Source organism: Kitasatospora cheerisanensis KCTC 2395, from assembly GCF_000696185.1.
Taxonomy (GTDB): Bacteria; Actinomycetota; Actinomycetes; order Streptomycetales; family Streptomycetaceae; genus Kitasatospora; species Kitasatospora cheerisanensis.
Genome location: NZ_KK853997.1, coordinates 4,920,940 through 4,937,602, shown reverse-complemented (window position 1 = coordinate 4,937,602; position 16,663 = coordinate 4,920,940). Strand labels below are relative to the sequence as shown.

The 16,663-nt window shown below is 70.5% G+C and carries 10 protein-coding genes; all 10 read right to left on the bottom strand.

Annotated elements, in window-relative coordinates; translation table 11 throughout:
• Nucleotides 1-11 precede the first annotated feature (11 nt).
• Nucleotides 12-938, bottom strand: coding sequence for an ABC transporter permease (locus KCH_RS22480; RefSeq protein ID WP_035865597.1), 927 nt, complete (start codon nt 936-938; stop codon nt 12-14).
• 85 nt (nt 939-1,023) lie between these two features.
• Nucleotides 1,024-2,649, bottom strand: coding sequence for a peptide ABC transporter substrate-binding protein (locus KCH_RS22475; protein WP_035865594.1), 1,626 nt, complete (start codon nt 2,647-2,649; stop codon nt 1,024-1,026).
• Nucleotides 2,650-2,855: 206 nt separating this feature from the next.
• Complete coding sequence (locus KCH_RS22470) at nt 2,856-3,875, bottom strand: ABC transporter ATP-binding protein (RefSeq protein WP_035865592.1); 1,020 nt, start codon at nt 3,873-3,875, stop codon at nt 2,856-2,858.
• Nucleotides 3,868-4,920, bottom strand: a complete 1,053-nt coding sequence (locus KCH_RS22465; RefSeq protein ID WP_035865589.1) for an ABC transporter ATP-binding protein — start codon at nt 4,918-4,920, stop codon at nt 3,868-3,870. The genes KCH_RS22470 and KCH_RS22465 overlap by 8 nt, the downstream gene beginning before the upstream one ends.
• Nucleotides 4,921-4,937: 17 nt before the next feature.
• The gene (locus KCH_RS22460; RefSeq protein ID WP_035865587.1) at nt 4,938-5,867 is read right to left on the bottom strand and encodes an ABC transporter permease; all 930 of its coding nucleotides are present in this window, start codon (nt 5,865-5,867) and stop codon (nt 4,938-4,940) included.
• Nucleotides 5,860-6,786, bottom strand: coding sequence for an ABC transporter permease (locus KCH_RS22455; protein ID WP_035865585.1), 927 nt, complete (start codon nt 6,784-6,786; stop codon nt 5,860-5,862). The genes KCH_RS22460 and KCH_RS22455 overlap by 8 nt, the downstream gene beginning before the upstream one ends.
• 142 nt (nt 6,787-6,928) lie before the next feature.
• Nucleotides 6,929-8,557 carry a peptide ABC transporter substrate-binding protein gene (locus KCH_RS22450; protein WP_035865583.1) on the bottom strand — a complete coding sequence of 543 codons (1,629 nt, stop codon included), beginning with the start codon at nt 8,555-8,557 and terminating at the stop codon, nt 6,929-6,931.
• 345 nt (nt 8,558-8,902) lie between these two features.
• Nucleotides 8,903-10,807 (bottom strand): translational GTPase TypA, encoded by a 1,905-nt coding sequence (gene typA, locus KCH_RS22445; protein ID WP_035865579.1) that lies wholly within the window; start codon nt 10,805-10,807, stop codon nt 8,903-8,905.
• Between the two features lie 202 nt (nt 10,808-11,009).
• Nucleotides 11,010-13,472: a SpoIIE family protein phosphatase gene (locus KCH_RS22440; RefSeq protein WP_244305679.1), complete on the bottom strand. Its 2,463-nt coding sequence runs from the start codon at nt 13,470-13,472 to the stop codon at nt 11,010-11,012.
• Between the two features lie 158 nt (nt 13,473-13,630).
• Nucleotides 13,631-16,072 (bottom strand): SpoIIE family protein phosphatase, encoded by a 2,442-nt coding sequence (locus KCH_RS22435; protein WP_244305403.1) that lies wholly within the window; start codon nt 16,070-16,072, stop codon nt 13,631-13,633.
• Nucleotides 16,073-16,663 lie beyond the last annotated feature (591 nt).

Sequence of the window (16,663 nt, the reverse complement as noted above, 5' to 3'; positions counted from 1 at the left end):
CGTCGTTGCGGTCAGGCATAGCGGATCCTCGGGTCCAGGACGGCGTACAGCAGGTCGACGACCAGGCTGGCGACCAGGTAGACCAGCACCAGCACGGTGACGATGCCGACCACCGTCGGGCCTTCCTTCTGGTTGATCGCCTTGTACAGGACGTTGCCGACGCCGGCGATGTTGAAGATGCCCTCGGTGACGATCGCGCCGCCCATCAGCGCGCCCAGGTCGGTGCCCAGGAAGGTCACCACCGGGATCAGCGAGTTGCGCAGCAGGTGCCGCCCGATCACGGTGCGCCGAGGCAGTCCCTTGGCCACCGCGGTGCGCATGTAGTCGGCGCGCAGGTTCTCGCCGATCGAGGTGCGGGTCAGCCGGGCGACGTACGCCAGCGACAGGGAGGCCAGCACCAGGCCGGGCAGGATCAGCTGGCTGATGTCCCGGGAGTCCTGCACGGTGGCCGTCACCCAGCCCAGGTTGATCGCGAACACCGTCTGCGCGATGTAGCCGAGCACGAACACCGGGATCGAGATGACGACCAGGGTCAGCAGCAGCACCACGGTGTCGGCGACGCTGCCCCGCTTCAGGCCGGCGATCAGGCCCAGCGGCAGGCCGATCACGATCTCGAAGAAGAAGGCGACCAGGGCGAGCCGGATGGTGACCGGGAAGGCGTCCGCCATGATCTCGGACACCGGGCGGCCGGTGAAGCTGGTGCCGAAGTCCAGGTGGAAGATGTTGTTCATGTAGTGCAGGTACTGCTTCCACAGCGGCTGGTCGAGGTAGTACTGGTGCCGCAGGTTGGCGACGGTCGCCGGGTCGGCGGCCTTGTCACCGAACATCGCGGCGATCGGGTCGCCCGGCAGGCTGTACACCATCAGGAAGATCAGCAGCGTGGCCCCGAGGAACACCGGGATCATCTGGAGCACGCGCCGTAGGACGTAGTGGCCCATGGGGAGCCCTCCCTCCGAAGGGTGACTGACGTAGTGCCGGAGCCCCGCCCTCCGTGCGGGGAGGACGGGGCCGGCGTCGGGTGGGTCAGCCCTTGACCTCGACCTGGGTCCAGGCCGGGTTGCCGAAGGAGTCGAACGTGACGTTCTGCACCTTGGTGGAGAAGCCGGAGTTGGTCCGGTAGTACCAGAGCGGGATGGCCGGCATGTCGATCGCCAGCTGCTCCTCGGCCTTCTGGTAGCCGGTCGCGGTGTCCTGGATCGAGGAGGCCTGGTCGGCCTCGTTGGCGAGCTTGTCGAACTCCGGGCTGGAGTAGCCGGTGTCGTTCGAGGCCGCGCCGGTGCGGTAGACGTCCGCCAGGAAGTTGGCGTTCAGCGGGTAGTCCTGCACCCAGCCGGTGCGGAACAGGCCGTTGATCTGGTGGCCGGTGATCGCCGCGCGGGCGGTCTTGAAGTCGGTCTTCGGGTCACCGGCGCAGTTCACCCCGGTCGCCTGCCGGATCGAGTTGCAGACCGCGTCCACCCACTCCTTGTGGCCGCCGTCCGCGTTGTAGGTGATCTTGATGGAGTTCCCGGGGACGCCGCCGCCCTCCTGGATCAGCTGCTTCGCCTTGTCCGCGTTGTACGTGCAGAAGTCCCCGCAGGTCCCCGACTTGTAGCCCTCCACGCCCTCGGCGACCCAGGCCGTGGCCGGCTTGCGCGAGCCCTGCAGCACCGTCTTGGTGATGGTGTCCCGGTCGATCGCCATCGACAGGCCCTGCCGGACCTTCGCCTTGTCCTGGCCCTGCCAGTCCGCCTGGTACAGCGTGAAGCCGACGTTCTGGATGCCGCCCTGCGGGGCGTCGATCGCCCGGTCGCCCAGGTCGTTCTTGTAGTTCGCCAGCGCCGACGGCGGCACCTGGTCCATCACGTCCAGGTTGTTCGACTGCAGGTCCGCGTAGGCCGCCTCGGCGGTGGTGTACATCTTGAACACCACGCCGCCGTTCTTCGGCTTGTCCACGCCCTGGTAGTTGGCGAAGGTCTTGGTGACCACCTGCGAGTTGTGGTCCCAGCTCACGAACTCGTACGGCCCGTTGCCGACCGGCTTCTGCCCGTAGCCTGCCGGGTCCTTGAAGAAGCCCTCCGGCAGCGGCGAGAAGGCCACGTAGCCCAGCTTGTACGGGAAGTACGAGACCTTGTTGGACAGCTTGATCGTGAAGTGGGTGTCGTCCTGGACGGTCAGGCCCGACATGGTGTCCTTGGTCGGGTTGCCGCTCGCCGGGTGGACGTCGGCGTAGCCCTCGATGTCCGCGAACCAGGAGCTGTTGATCTGGTTGTTCTTGGTGCTCGCCGCCCAGTTCCAGGCGTCGACGAAGCTCTTCGAGGTCACCGCCGTGCCGTCGTGGAACGTCCAGCCCGACTTCAGCGTCACGTTGTAGGTCTGCGCGTCGCTGGTGTCGATCTTGTCCGCGGCCTGCATCCGGAGCTTGCCGCTCGACGGGTCGTAGTCCGCCAGGCCCTTGAACAGGTTCTGCACGATGCGTCCGCCGCCGACCTCGTTGGCGTTGGCCGGCTGCAACGGGTTCTGCGGCTCGCTGCTCTGGTAGGTGAAGGTCTTGCTGGTGTCCGACGAACCACCACCGGAGCCGCCGCCGTTACCGCCGCAACCCGTGGCCACCAGGGCCACGGACGTCGCACTGACAACGGCCCAGCGCACACGGGTGCCTGCAGGCATGGAGCTTCCTCCTCAGGGGTTTATGACGCATCTCACCTCATGAGAAGTGCCGCGAAGCGGCGGCGCGACCGAAGTAGGGCCGGACGGGCGACAGCACGGAACGGCGCGAACCGGGCCGCGCACACCAAGGGGCGCGGGGAGCTGCGCCCGGCGGAACGATGCGTTCCGCCGCGCGCGGCTCCCCGCGCCCCGGTGGGTGCTGACCGTCAGCTCGCCGCGGCGACCTCGCGCTCGGCGGCGAAGTGGCAGGCCGAGTCGTGCCGGGCCCCGCCGGAGAGGACCTCCGGCACCGCCAGCAGCGGGACCTCGGTGGAGCAGCGCTCCTCCGCCTTCCAGCAGCGGGTGCGGAAGCGGCAGCCGGACGGCGGGTTCGCCGGGGAGGGGATGTCGCCGGAGAGGATGATCCGCTCGCGGCCCTCGCGGCCGGTCGGGTCCGGAACCGGGACGGCCGACAGCAGCGCCTGGGTGTAGGGGTGCGTGGCGTGGTCGTAGATCTCGGCGTCGGTGCCGATCTCGACCAGCTTGCCGAGGTACATCACGCCGACCCGGTCGGAGATGTGCCGGACGATCGACAGGTCGTGGGCGATGAACATGTAGGAGAGCTCGAACTCCGTCTGGAGCTTCTCCAGCAGGTTGATCACCTGGGCCTGCACCGACACGTCGAGCGCGGAGACCGGCTCGTCGCAGATGATGATCTCCGGCTTGAGCGCCAGGCCGCGGGCGATGCCGATGCGCTGGCGCTGGCCGCCGGAGAACTGGTGCGGGTACCGGTTGATGTACTCGGGGTTCAGGCCGACCACGTCAAGCAGGTCCTGCACCGCCCTGCGGCGGTCGCCCTTGGGCGCCACCTCGGGGTGGATCTCGAACGGCTCGCCGATGATGTCGCCGACCGTCATCCGCGGGTTCAGCGAGGTGTACGGGTCCTGGAACACCATCTGGATGTTGCGGCGGACGGCCTTCAGCGCGGGGCCGGACAGCCGGGAGATGTCCTCGCCCTTGTAGAGGACCTGGCCGGCGGTCGCCCGCTCCAGGTTCATCAGGACCTTGGCCAGCGTCGACTTGCCGCAGCCGGACTCGCCCACGATGCCGAGCGTCTCGCCCTTGTCCAGGGTGAAGGAGACGCCGTCGACGGCCTTGACCGCGCCGACCTGCTTCTTGAAGAGGATGCCCTGGGTGAGCGGGTAGTGCTTGACCAGGTCGCGGACCTCCAGGATGGGCTCAGCCATGGAGGGTCTCCTTCCAGAGGTGGCAGGCGCTCTTGCGGCCTGCGAGCTCCGCCCCGTCGCGGTCGGTGACCTGGTGCAGGGCGGGGATCTCGGTGCGGCACAGGTCGGTGGCGACGTCGCAGCGCGGGTTGAACGCGCAGCCGGCCGGGACCTTGTAGAGGTTGGGCGGCAGGCCCTTGATCGCGTAGAGCTCCTCGCCCTTCTGGTCCAGTCGCGGGATCGATCGGAGCAGGCCCTTGGTGTAGGGGTGGGCGGGGCGGGCGTAGAGCTCGTGGACCGGCGCGGTCTCGACGATCCGGCCCGCGTACATCACGGCGATCTTGTCGGCGACGTCGGCGACCACGCCGAGGTCGTGGGTGATCAGGATCAGGCCCATGTGGTACTCGGCCTGCAGCTCCGCCAGCAGGTCCATCACCTGCGCCTGCACGGTGACGTCCAACGCCGTGGTCGGCTCGTCCGCGATGATCAGGTCCGGCTCCAGGGCCAGCGCCATCGCGATCATGATGCGCTGCCGCATGCCGCCGGAGAACTGGTGCGGGAAGTCGTTCACCCGCTGCGCCGCGGCCGGGATGCGCACCCGGTCCATCAGCTCGATCGCCTTGGCCTTCGCCTCCTTGCGGGAGGCGCCCTCGTGCACGCGGAACATCTCGCCGAGCTGGTAGCCGACGGAGAGCACCGGGTTGAGCGAGGACAGCGCGTCCTGGAAGATCATCGCGATCTTGCGGCCGCGGATCTTCCGGCGCTGCTCGTTGGACATCTTCAGCATGTCCTGGCCGCGGAACAGGATCTCGCCGGCGGTGACCCGGCCTGGCGGCATGTCCAGGATGCCCATGATGGTCTGGGCGGTGACGGACTTGCCGGAGCCGGACTCGCCGAGGACGGCGAGGGTCTCGCCGGCCGCGACCGAGTAGTTCACGCCGTTGACGGCCTTGGCGACGCCGTCGCGGGTCTTGAACTCCACGTGCAGGTCGCGGACTTCGAGCAGCGGGGTGCCGGGGACCAGGCGGTCCTTCGCGGCAGTGGTCTTCTCAAGTGCGGTGGTCATGGTGCGGGCCGCCTCTCTCAGCGCAGCTTCGGGTCGAGGGCGTCGCGCACCGCGTCGCCGAGCATGATGAACGCCAGCACGGTGACGCTGAGCATGCCCGCCGGGAAGAACAGCGCGAACGGCGCGGTACGGATGACCTTCTGGGCCGAGTTGATGTCGATGCCCCAGGAGATGGTCGGGTCCTGCAGGCCGATGCCGAGGAAGCTCAGCGTGGCCTCGGTGGCGATGTAGCCGCCGAGCGCGATGGTGGCGACGACGATCACCGGGGCGATCGCGTTCGGCAGGATGTGCTTGAACATGATCCGGGCGGTTCCGGCGCCGAGCGCCCGGGCCGCGGTCACGTAGTCGGCCTGCTTGACGGTGATCACCGAGCCGCGCATCACGCGGGTCATCTGGGTCCAGCCGAGGGCGACCAGGGCGAAGACCACCGACCAGACGGTGCGGGTGGTGAAGGCGTTCAGCACGACCAGCGCGCCGAGCAGCAGCGGGATGCCGAAGAACATGTCGGTGACGCGGGAGATGATCGTGTCGACCCAGCCGCCGTAGTAGCCGGCGATCATGCCGGCCAGGCCGCCGAGGACGGTCACGCCGGCGGTGACGCAGATGCCGACCACCACGGACGCGCGGGCGCCGTAGATCATCCGGGCGTAGATCGAGCGGCCCTGGCCGTCGTAGCCGAACCAGTCCGCCTGGAAGAAGTGCAGGTAGTTCGGCTTGGTCAGGTAGTGCAGGCGCAGGTCGCCGGCCCGCGGGTCCACCGAGGTGAACAGGCTGGGGGCGATCGCGAACGCGATCAGCAGCACGATCAGCGCCGCCGAGATGATGAAGACCGGGCGCTTGCGCAGGTCGTGCCAGGCGTCCAGGCCGAGGCTGCGGGGCTTCTCCGGCTTCGGCTCGGCGGAGGCGACGGCCTGCGCGGGGGCGTTCTTCTCGATCAGGTCAGGCATACCGGATCCTCGGGTCCAGGACCGCGTAGAGCAGGTCGACGATCAGGCTGGCGGCCAGGTACACCAGCACCAGCACGACGACGAAACCGGAGACGGTCGCGCCCTCGTTGAGGTTGATGGCGTGGTACAGCGCGTTGCCGACGCCCTTGACGTTGAAGATGCCCTCGGTGACGATCGCGCCGCCCATCAGGGCGCCGAGGTCGGTGCCCAGGAAGGTCACCACCGGGATCATCGAGTTGCGCAGCAGGTGGGTGCCGATGACCTTGCGGCGGGGCAGGCCCTTGGCGACCGCGGTGCGCATGTAGTCGGCCTTCAGGTTCTCCGCGATGGAGGTGCGGGTCAGCCGGGCGACGTACGCGAGGGATATCGAGCCGAGCACGACGGCGGGCAGGATCAGCTGCCCCAGGTTCATCGAGTCCTGAACGGTCGGGGTGATCCACTTGAGCTGGATCGCGAAGACGTTCTGGAAGATGAAGCCGAGCACCGGCACCGGGATGGAGATCAGCAGCAGGGTGAGGACCAGTGCGGACTTGTCGAAGGCCTTGCCGCGGCGCAGGCCGGAGAACAGGCCGATCGTCACGCCGACGACCAGTTCGAAGACGAAGGCCAGCAGGGCCAGTCGGACGGTGACCGGCAGCGCTTCGCCGATCACGTCGATGACCTTGCGGCCGGCCATGGTCTCACCGAAGTTTCCGGTGAGCAGGTCCCCCATGTAGTTCAGGTACTGCCGCCCGATGGAGACGTCGAGTCCCATCCGGTGCTTGAACGCGGCCAGCTGGGCCGGGTCGGCGGCCTTGTCGCCCCACATCGCCGCCGCCGGGTCGCCGGGCAGCATGCGGGTCATGAAGAAAATGATCGTGACCGTGCCCAGGAACACCGGGATCATCTGGAGCAGTCGCCTCGCGACAAAGCGCCCCATCGTGCCTCCAATTAACTGCTCTGACGGGTCGTCGAACCGGGTCAGAGTTCTCTCGGCGTGACAACGGCCGGTGCCGGTCCGCCCGGTGGGGCGGGGTACGGGCACCGGCCGCGTCGGTTCGAGCCGTGCGGTGCCGGCTCGGTTACTTCTGCTTGACCTCGACCTGGGTGAAGACCGGGTCGCCGAACGAGTCGTACTTCACGTTCTGCACGTTCTTCGAGTAACCGGCGGTGGTCTTGTAGTACCAGAGCGGGATGGCCGGCATGTCCTTGGCCAGCTGGGCCTCGGCCTGCTGGTACAGCTCGGCGGTCTTCTCCACGGTGGTGGCCTTGTCCGCCTCGCCGGCCAGGCGGTCGAACTCGGCGCTGGAGTAGCCGGCGTCGTTGGCCGCGGCGCCGGTGCCGTACACGTCGCGCAGGAAGTTGGCGTTCAGCGGGTAGTCCTGCACCCAGCCGGTCCGCATCAGGCCGTCGACCTTCTTGTTCTTGATCAGGTCACGGGCCGACTTGAAGTCCGGCTTCGGGTCGCCGACGCACTCGACGCCGGTGGCCTGGCGGATGGAGTTGCAGACCGCGTCCACCCACTCCTTGTGGCCGCCGTCCGCGTTGTACAGGACGGTGATCTTGTTGCCGGGGACGCCGCCGCCCTCGGTGATCAGCTGCTTGGCCTTCTCGGGGTTGAAGGTGCAGGCCTCGCCGCAGGTGTTGTCCTTGTAGCCCATGGCGCCCGGGGCGACCCAGGAGTTGGCGGGCTGGCGGGAACCCTGGAGCACCGTCTTGGTGATGGTGTCGCGGTCGATCGCCATCGACAGGCCCTGGCGGACCTTGGCCTTGTCCTGGCCCTTCCAGGAGTCCTGGTAGAGCGAGAAGGAGATCGACTGGATGGCGCCCTGGGCCTGGTCGACGGCGCGGTCGCCCAGGTCGTTCTTGTAGGAGGCGAGGTCGCTCGGGTCGACCTGGTCCAGCACGTCCAGGTTGTCGGAGACCAGGTCCTTGTAGGCGGCCTCGGCCTGCGAGTAGTTCTTGAAGACGATGCCGGAGTTCTTCGGCTTGTCCAGGCCCTCGTACTTGTCGTACGCGGAGACGGTGATCGCCTTGTTGTGCTCCCACGACACGAACTTGTAGGGGCCGTTGCCGATCGGCGACTGGCCGTACTTCGCCGGGTCGGTGAAGAACACCTTCGGCAGCGGCGAGAAGGCGGTGTAGCCGAGCTTGTACTCGAAGTACGAGACCGGGCCGGTCAGCGCGATGGTGAAGTGGGTGTCGTCGACGACCTTCAGGCCGGTCATGGTCTCGGCGGTCGGGTCGCCCTTGTCCGGGTGGACCGCGTCGTAGCCCTGGATGTCGGAGAACCAGTCGGAGTTGATCTGGTTGTTCTTGACGTTGGCGGACCAGTTCCAGGCGTCCACGAAGGACTGCGCGGTCACCGGGGTGCCGTCGTGGAAGGTCCAGCCGGACTTCAGGGTCACGGTGTAGTTCTGCGCGTCGGTGGTCTCGATCTTGTCGGCGACCTGGTTGCGCAGCTTGCCGGTGCTGGGGTCGTAGTCCACCAGGCCCTTGAACAGGGTCTTGATGACGCGGCCGCCGCCGACCTCCATGGCGTTGGCCGGCTGGAGCGGGTTCTGCGGCTCGGAGCTCTGGTAGCTGAACGTGCCCTGGGCGTTGACCGGACCGCTCGAAGCGCCGTCCGACGAGCTGCTGCCGCAAGCAGTGGCGGCGAGGGCGACCGCGACGGCTGCGACAACCCACTTGGCCTGGCTGGCACCGCGCATGGGTGTGCCTCCTGAAATCGTGTTGCAGATCGCTCGCGGCCTGGCGCGCACCCCTGCGCTGAAGCCTCGACCCGAGCTCGACTGCACCCACTATCGGTCACCCACGGGTACGGAATTGACCAATCCGGATTTCAATTTGGTCACATGAACGGGGCATGAATCCTGATATTCGGACATTCCAGACATAGCCAGACAGGGGCGAAACGGACAGTTGTCGCGGATGACGATCCGTGATGTCCGATTACCGAACAGCCGTCGGCCGGGCCTTCATGACGGAGCGTCACCAAAAACACGACCGGCCGGCGTCCCGAAGGACACCGGCCGGTCGGCCGAAACGGGCGGGCGTCAGCCCTTCTTGGCGCGCGAGGCGGTGCGGCCGCGCTCCTTGGCGTCCAGCACGACCTTGCGGATGCGCACGGTCTCCGGGGTCACCTCGATGCACTCGTCCTCGCGGCAGAACTCGAGGCTCTGCTCCAGCGAGAGCTTGCGCGGCGGGACGATCGACTCGGCCACGTCGGCGGTCGAGGACCGCATGTTGGTGAGCTTCTTCTCCTTGGTGATGTTCACGTCCATGTCGTCGGAGCGGGAGTTCTCGCCGACGATCATGCCCTCGTACACCTCGGTGCCGGGGTCGGTGAACAGCACGCCGCGCTCCTGCAGGTTGGTCATCGCGAAGGCGGTGACCACACCGGCGCGGTCGGCGACCAGCGAACCGTTGTTACGGGTCGTCAGGGTGCCGAACCAGGGCTCGTAGCCCTCGTGGATCGAGTGCGCGATGCCGGTGCCGCGGGTGTTGGTGAGGAACTCGGTCCGGAAGCCGATCAGGCCGCGGGACGGCACCACGAACTCCATCCGGACCCAGCCCGAACCGTGGTTGGACATGTTGTCCATCCGGCCCTTGCGGATGCCCATGAGCTGGGTGACGGCGCCCATGTGCTCCTCGGGGACGTCCACCGTGAGGCGCTCGACCGGCTCGTGGGTCTTGCCGTTGATCTCGCGGGTGACGACCTGCGGCTTGCCGACGGTCAGCTCGAAGCCTTCCCGGCGCATGGTCTCGATCAGGATGGCCAGCGCCAGCTCACCGCGGCCCTGCACCTCCCAGGCGTCCGGACGCTCGGTGTCCAGGACGCGCAGCGAGACGTTGCCGATCAGCTCGCGGTCCAGGCGGTCCTTCACCTGGCGGGCGGTGACCTTGCGGTCGACCTTGCCGGAGGACTTGGCGTCCGCGCCCTTGCCGGAGCCGCCCTTGCCGACCAGCGGCGAGGTGTTGGTGCCGATGGTCATCGAGATCGCCGGCTCGTCGACGGTGATCAGCGGCAGCGCCACCGGGTTCTCGGTGTCGGCGAGGGTCTCCCCGATCATGATCTCGGAGATGCCCGCGACGGCGCAGATGTCGCCGGGGCCGGCCACCTCGGCCGGCTTGCGGGTGAGCGCCTCGGTCATCAGCAGCTCGGAGATGCGGACGTTCTGGATCGAGCCGTCGCGCTTGATCCAGGCCACCGTCTGGCCCTTGCGCAGCTCGCCCTGCTCGACGCGGAGCAGCGCGATGCGGCCGAGGAAGTTGTCGGCGTCCAGGTTGGTGACGTGGGCCTGCAGCGGGGCGCCCTCGTCGAAGGTCGGCGCCGGGACGTGCTCCAGGATGGTGGAGAAGAACGGCTCCAGGTTGGTGGAGTCGGCCGGCACGGTGCCGTTCTCCGGCTTCGTCAGCGAGGCGACGCCGTCACGGGCGCACGCGTAGACGATCGGGAACTCGATCTGGTCCTCGTCCGCGTCCAGGTCGAGGAACAGGTCGTAGGTCTCGTTGATGACCTCGTCGATCCGGGCGTCCGGACGGTCGGTCTTGTTGATGCACAGGATGACGGGCAGGCGGGCGGAGAGCGCCTTGCGCAGCACGAAGCGGGTCTGCGGCAGCGGGCCCTCGGAGGCGTCGACCAGCAGCACCACCGCGTCCACCATCGACAGACCGCGCTCGACCTCGCCACCGAAGTCGGCGTGGCCCGGGGTGTCGATGATGTTGATGGTGATCGGCGCGCCGCCGTCCTTGGGGTGGTACTTGACCGCCGTGTTCTTCGCGAGAATGGTGATGCCCTTCTCGCGCTCCAGGTCGTTCGAGTCCATCATGCGGTCGTCGAGCTGCTGGTGGGCCGCGAAGGCACCGGCCTGCTTGAGCATGGCGTCGACCAGAGTGGTCTTGCCGTGGTCGACGTGGGCGACGATGGCGACGTTGCGGATGTCGTTGCGCGTGGGCATGCGGCGCTGATTCTCCCGGAATCGTGGGTCACGGTGCCCGGCCCGCGTCAGCATTCACCGGTCCACCCACCGGGCACGGCACATGCCTCGGCTTCTCCCCATCGTACGGGGAAGCCCGCAATGGAGCAGAAACGGGCAGCCCGAGGAGGTTTGGATCACAGTCGCCCGGGACTGCTCCCGGTACGAACCGGGGCATCCGGGGCTACAGCGACAGCTCGAACCAGACGATCTTGCCCTTGGGGGTGCGGCGGCTGCCCCAGCGCTCGGCCAGCAGGGAGACGAGCTGCAGGCCGCGGCCGCCCTCGTCGGTCTCCTGGGCGCGGCGCTGGCGCGGTTGGGCGTAGGCGTCGTCCCAGACCTCGCAGACCATGGTGCGGTCGCGCAGCAGGCGCAGCCGGATCTCGCCGCGGCCGTGCCGCAGGGCGTTCGTGACGAGTTCGCTCACCAGCAGCTCGGAGGTGTCGACCAGTTCGTCCAGGCCGCGCTCCAGCAGCCAGCCGCAGGCGGCCTCGCGGGCCCGGGCGACCGAGGTCGGCTCGGGCGGCAGCCGCCAGTCGCCGACCGAGCCGGCGGGCAGGGCGTGGACCTTGGCCATCAGCAGCGCGATGTCGTCCTCGCCGTGGTGCGGGTTGAGCTCGTCCAGCACCTGGTCGCAGAGCTCCTCCAGGCGGTCGGAGCCGTTGGTGAGGGCGGTGCGGAACGCCTTCAGGCCCTCGTCCAGCTGGTGCTTGCGGGACTCCACCAGGCCGTCGGTGTACAGGCCGAGGACGGCGCCCTCGGGCAGGTCGACGGTGACCTCCTCGAACGGCTCGCCGCCGACGCCGAGCGGCAGGCCGGGCGGCACGTCGAGCATCCGGGCGCGCTCGCCGGGGGCGAGCAGCACCGGCGGCAGGTGGCCGGCGTTGGCGAAGGTGCAGCGCTGCTTGACCGCGTCGTACACCGCGTACACGCAGGTGGCGAGGTAGACCTCGGCGCCGGCGCGGTCCGGTTCGGCGTCGTCGTTGCCGAGGCCGCGGGCGATCTCGTCGAGGGCGGAGAGCACCTCCTCCGGATCCAGGTCGAGCATCGCGAGGGTGCGGACGGCGGTGCGCAGCTGGCCCATCGCGACGGCGGCGCGCAGGCCGCGGCCCATCACGTCGCCGATCACCAGGGCGGTGCGGCTGCCGGGCAGCGGGATGACGTCGAACCAGTCGCCGCCGACCTCGGTGTTGTTGTTGCTGGGCAGGTAGCGGCGGGCGATCTCCAGGCCGGACGCCGCCGGGTTGCCCGGGGGCAGCAGGCTGCGCTGCAGGATCAGCGCCCGCTCGTGCTCGCGGCGGTACAGCCGCGCGTTGTCGACGCAGACGGCGGCGCGGGCGACCAGCTCCTCGGCGATCGCCACCTCGCGGGCGTCGAACGGCTCGCTGCCGATCGCCCGGGACAGCTGCACCAGGCCGAGCACCTGGTCGCGGGCGACCAGCGGCACCACCAGGGTGGAGCGCAGCAGCGGGTCGGGCCCGGGCTGCGGGACGACGCTGCGGCCGGTGCGCAGCGCGCGGGCGTGCGGGGAGCGCGGCGGGTAGCAGAGCGTGCCGCCGGCCTCGGCGACCCGGACGCCGCCGCGCTCGCTGCCGAGCACCGAGGGGGCGTTGCCGACCACGCTGGAGACCGCGACCCGGCGCAGTTCGCCGTTCTCGGGGTTGGCGGTGAGCGAGGAGTCGCCGGTGAGCAGGGCGGTGTACAGGTCGACGGTGGCGACGTCGCAGAACTGCGGGACGATCACGTCGAGCAGTTCCTTGGCGGTGGTCTCCAGGTCGAGGGTGGAGCCGATGTGCGTGGACGCCTCGTTGAGCAGCGCGAGGCTGCGGCGGACCCCGGCGGCCTCGCGTTCGGCGATGTGCCGGCTGGTGACGTCCTGGACCTGGCCGGCCACGCCTATCGGGCGGCCGCCGGCGGCGGTGAGGCGGTACAGCGACACCGCCCAGGTGCGCTGGTCGTCGTCGCGGCCGGCCGGGCCGTGGCCGGGGCGGGCGGGGCCGGAGATCCGCAGGTCGAGGACCGGCTCCTGGCCGGTGAGGACCTTGCGCAGGGCGAGCAGCAGCCGGTCCGCGTCCGAGGGCCGGAACACGTCGCCGGGGGCGAGGCCCTGGAGGGCGGCGGGGGTGCGGCCGAGGCCGGTGGCGAAGGCGGCGTTGACGCGCTGCAGCTTCAGGTCGGTGTCGAACAGGAAGAACCCGGTGGGGGTCTGGCCGATTACGGCCTCGGAGGCGGCCAGGTCGGTCTCGATGGCGCGCAGCCGGCCGAGGTCGACGGCCAGGCAGGTGGCGGAGCCGTCGGCGCTGTCGGGCATCGCGTAGACCTCGGCGAGGCTCTCCGCGCCGGACAGGTCCCGGTAGGGGGCGGTGCCGACCCACTCCTCGCCGGACAGGATGCGCTCCAGCCGGGCCCGGCCGCGCTGCCACAGCTCGCGCGGTATGAACGCGGTGATCGGGTCGGCGCCGACCGCCTCGGCGGCGGGCACGCCGAAGAACTGGGCGGCCCGGTCGCTCCACTGCGCGATCCGCCCGTCGGGGCCGATCGCGAAGGTGGCGACGCGGATGTAGTCGTAGATGGTGCCCGAGGAGCCCTGTTCCCAGCCGTCCGGGAGGGTGGCAGGCACCGTCGGGGCACCCGGCTGCTCCGGCAGCGCGGCATGGCCGCTGCTTCCGTGCGTCGTGTTCCGTGCCGGGAAGCTGTTCAACGGACCGACCCCTCCAACCCGCGCGCCCATCCGGTGTCGAGAAGACCGAGTATTCGATGTCCGAGTATTCATCATCGGGGCGCGAGCGCACACGCCCTTCAACGTCACAACATCGACTCGGGTGGTTGAACGTCCGAGTCTGCCAGTTCGAACCAGACGACCTTGCCCAGCCCCTCGGCCCGGGTGCCCCAGCGCAGCGCGAGCCGGCGGACCAGTTCGAGGCCGCGCCCGCCCTCGTCGCCGGCGCTCGCGTGCCGCTCCCGGGGCGGGTCGGGCAGCGGGTCGGAGATCTCCACCAGCAGCACCTCGCCGAGGGTGAGCCGGACCCCGATCGGGGCGCTGGCGTACCGGACGGCGTTCGTGACCAGCTCGCTGACCAGCAGCTCCGCGGTGTCGGTGAGGGCCTCGACGCCCCAGTCGGCGAGCGTGTGCCGGACCAGGCGGCGGGCCCGGGACACCGCGGTGGGCTCGGCCGGCAGGGTCCAGCCGGCGGTGGGCGCGTCGTCCCTGCCCTGGCCGAGCCGGGCCAGCAGGAGTGCCACGTCGTCGGGCTCGCGGCCCTGTTCCATGGTGTCGAGGACGGCCTCGCACGCCTGTTGGATCGAGGCGTACGGCTGTTCGAGCACGCTGACCAACCTCCCCAGTCCCACGTCCAGATCCTTGTCCCGCGACTCGACCAGCCCGTCCGTGCACAGGGCGAGCAGGCTGCCGTCCGGGATCTCCATCTCGATCGACTCGAACGGCACTCCGCCGACGCCGAGCGGCGCGCCGGAGGGCAGGTCGAGCACTTGGCCGGCGCCGCCGGGCAGCGGACCGCCGGAGCGGGCCGGCTCGGCGTCGGCGCCGGGCACCACCAGGACCGGCGGGATGTGGCCGGCCTTGGTGACGGTCAGGCTGCGCCGCGCGGGGTCGAACACCGCGTAGACGCAGGTGGCGAGCAGGGCCTCGTCGGGGCCCTGGGCGAGGTCGTCGGCGAGCTCGTGGACGTGCCGCAGGACCACCTCGGGCGCCAGGTCGAGGGCGGCCAGCACCCGGACCGCGGTGCGCAGCCGGCCCATCGTGGCGGCGGCCCGCAGGCCGTGGCCCATCACGTCGCCGACCACCAGCGCGGTGCGGTCGCCGGGCAGCGGGATGACGTCGAACCAGTCGCCGCCGACCTCGGTGCCGCTGGAGCCCGGCACGTACCGGTAGGCCACCTCGACGCCGGCCGGCTGCGGGACCTGCTGCGGCAGCAGGGTGCGCTGCAGGGTGAGCGCGGCCGTCCGCTCGCGGGCGTACAGGCGGGCGTTGTCGAGCGAGCTGCCGGCCCGGTCGGCGAGTTCGACGGTGAAGGCCAGGTCGTCGCGGTCGAAGCCCTCGCGGTAGCCGGCCCGGCTGACCACCAGCAGGCCGATCACGATGCCGCGGGCCCGCAGCGGCACCACCAGCCGGGAGTGGATGCCGAGCTCGCGGGCGGCCTCCACCTTGGGGTCGTCGGGGAAGGACAGCGCGTCCAGCTCGGCGCCGGTGAGCAGGGCGGGGACGCCGCTGCGCAGCACCCGGCCGAACACCGAGCCGTCCTCGAAGGTGATCCGGGCGCCGTGCCGGAGCATGGCCTCCACCGCCGGGCCGTCCTGGACGGCGGCGACGCCGAGCTGCAGCAGCGAGGTGTGCCGGTCGTGGCCGTGCCGGGGCAGGTCGTCACCGTGCGCGACGGCCTGCAGCAGGATCACCGCGGCGTAGTCGGCCAGCCGCGGGACCACCGCGCCGGCCAGCTCCTGGGCGATCATCGAGGCGTCCAGCAGGTCGCCGACCCGGGAGCCGAACTCGTTGAGCAGCGACAGCCGCCGCCGGGCGCCCTCGACCTTGGCCACCGCCCGGTAGCGCTCGGTGACGTCCATCGCGGTGCCGGAGATGCCGAGCACCCGGCCGGACCGGTCGGTCATCCGGCTGAACGAGATCGACCGGTAGCCGGCCCGGCCGGTGTGCGGCGCGGCCAGCGTGACGTCGATGACGGGCTCGCCGGTGGCCAGCACCTGGCGCTGCAGGGCGGTGATCTCGTCGGCGGAGCGCTCCGGCAGGGTCTCGCCGGTGGTGCGGCCGATGTGCGCCTCGGCGGGCAGGCCGTTCATCTCGGCCAGCGTCCGGTTGACGGCGGTGTACCGCAGTTCGGTGTCCAGCACGGCGATGCCGAGCGGGGACTGCTCGAACAGCGCGTCGCGGACGGCGAGGTCGCGCTCGACGGCGCGCAGCGCGGCGGCCTCGGTGAGCGCGGCCTGCACGTACGGCGAGCCGTCGCCGTCGACCAGCAGCGACAGCCGGGCCTCGACCTCGACCGGGACGCCGTCCCGGTCGCTGATGGCGGTGAAGCCGTGCCAGGAGCCGCGCCGCAGGGTCTCCTGGATCGCCGCCCCGGCCCGCCGGGCATCCTCCGGGTCGGCGGTCAGGTCCTCGATGGCCCGGCCGACCAGCACCTCGCTGGGCCAGCCGAGCATCTCCTCGGCGGCGGGGCTCCACAGCACCACCCGGCCCGCGGTGTCCAGGATGACGATCGCCACCCGCACCACGTCCAGCAGGCTGCCGCCCTCGGTGCGGCGGCCGGGGTGCAGCGCGGTGGGCCCGGCGTCGGAGCGCGCGCCCGGGTGCGGGCCGGCCGTGCCGGGGAACGCCCGGGCGGGGCGGCCGCGGGAGGTGCGCAGCGGCCCGCCGGCGGGCGGCTGCGTGGCGGCCGGGCCGGCGGTGGGCGCGCTGCCGGGCTCCGCGGCCGGGACGGCCGGGGCTGCTCGGCCCGGGTCGCCTGCGCAGGCGGGCGCGGGCAGCCGCCCGGCCGGACCGGCCGCCGCCTATGGGCAGCGCGGGGCCGCTCGGCCGCCGCGAACCGCGCGAGGGCAGGCCGGACGCCTCGTGCTCTCCCCCGCCGTCACCCGGCTTCGCCACCTACGGGGCCTCCGGCCGTCGCTGGAACGCGCCACCGGCGGGCCGCCGGGGCGCGGGCCGTCGCCACGCTGCGCCGTGCCCGGCTACCGATCGTGACGAATGCTGCCGAACACTGCCATACCCAGGGAAAGGCGCAGCTATCCCGGCATAGGGGTCGTCTGTCCGATTGGCGTACAGAACGGGCAGGAAGGGGGTGTTCGAGTTTCGGCGCGGCGACGGTG

What these genes read in the sequence shown, in the direction of transcription:
- KCH_RS22480 (WP_035865597.1), bottom strand. Translation starts at nt 938, where the DNA reads ATGGGCCACTACGTCCTACGGCGCGTGCTCCAGATGATCCCGGTGTTC.
- KCH_RS22475 (WP_035865594.1), bottom strand. Translation starts at nt 2,649, where the DNA reads ATGCCTGCAGGCACCCGTGTGCGCTGGGCCGTTGTCAGTGCGACGTCC.
- KCH_RS22470 (WP_035865592.1), bottom strand. Translation starts at nt 3,875, where the DNA reads ATGGCTGAGCCCATCCTGGAGGTCCGCGACCTGGTCAAGCACTACCCG.
- KCH_RS22465 (WP_035865589.1), bottom strand. Translation starts at nt 4,920, where the DNA reads ATGACCACCGCACTTGAGAAGACCACTGCCGCGAAGGACCGCCTGGTC.
- KCH_RS22460 (WP_035865587.1), bottom strand. Translation starts at nt 5,867, where the DNA reads ATGCCTGACCTGATCGAGAAGAACGCCCCCGCGCAGGCCGTCGCCTCC.
- KCH_RS22455 (WP_035865585.1), bottom strand. Translation starts at nt 6,786, where the DNA reads ATGGGGCGCTTTGTCGCGAGGCGACTGCTCCAGATGATCCCGGTGTTC.
- KCH_RS22450 (WP_035865583.1), bottom strand. Translation starts at nt 8,557, where the DNA reads ATGCGCGGTGCCAGCCAGGCCAAGTGGGTTGTCGCAGCCGTCGCGGTC.
- typA (WP_035865579.1), bottom strand. Translation starts at nt 10,807, where the DNA reads ATGCCCACGCGCAACGACATCCGCAACGTCGCCATCGTCGCCCACGTC.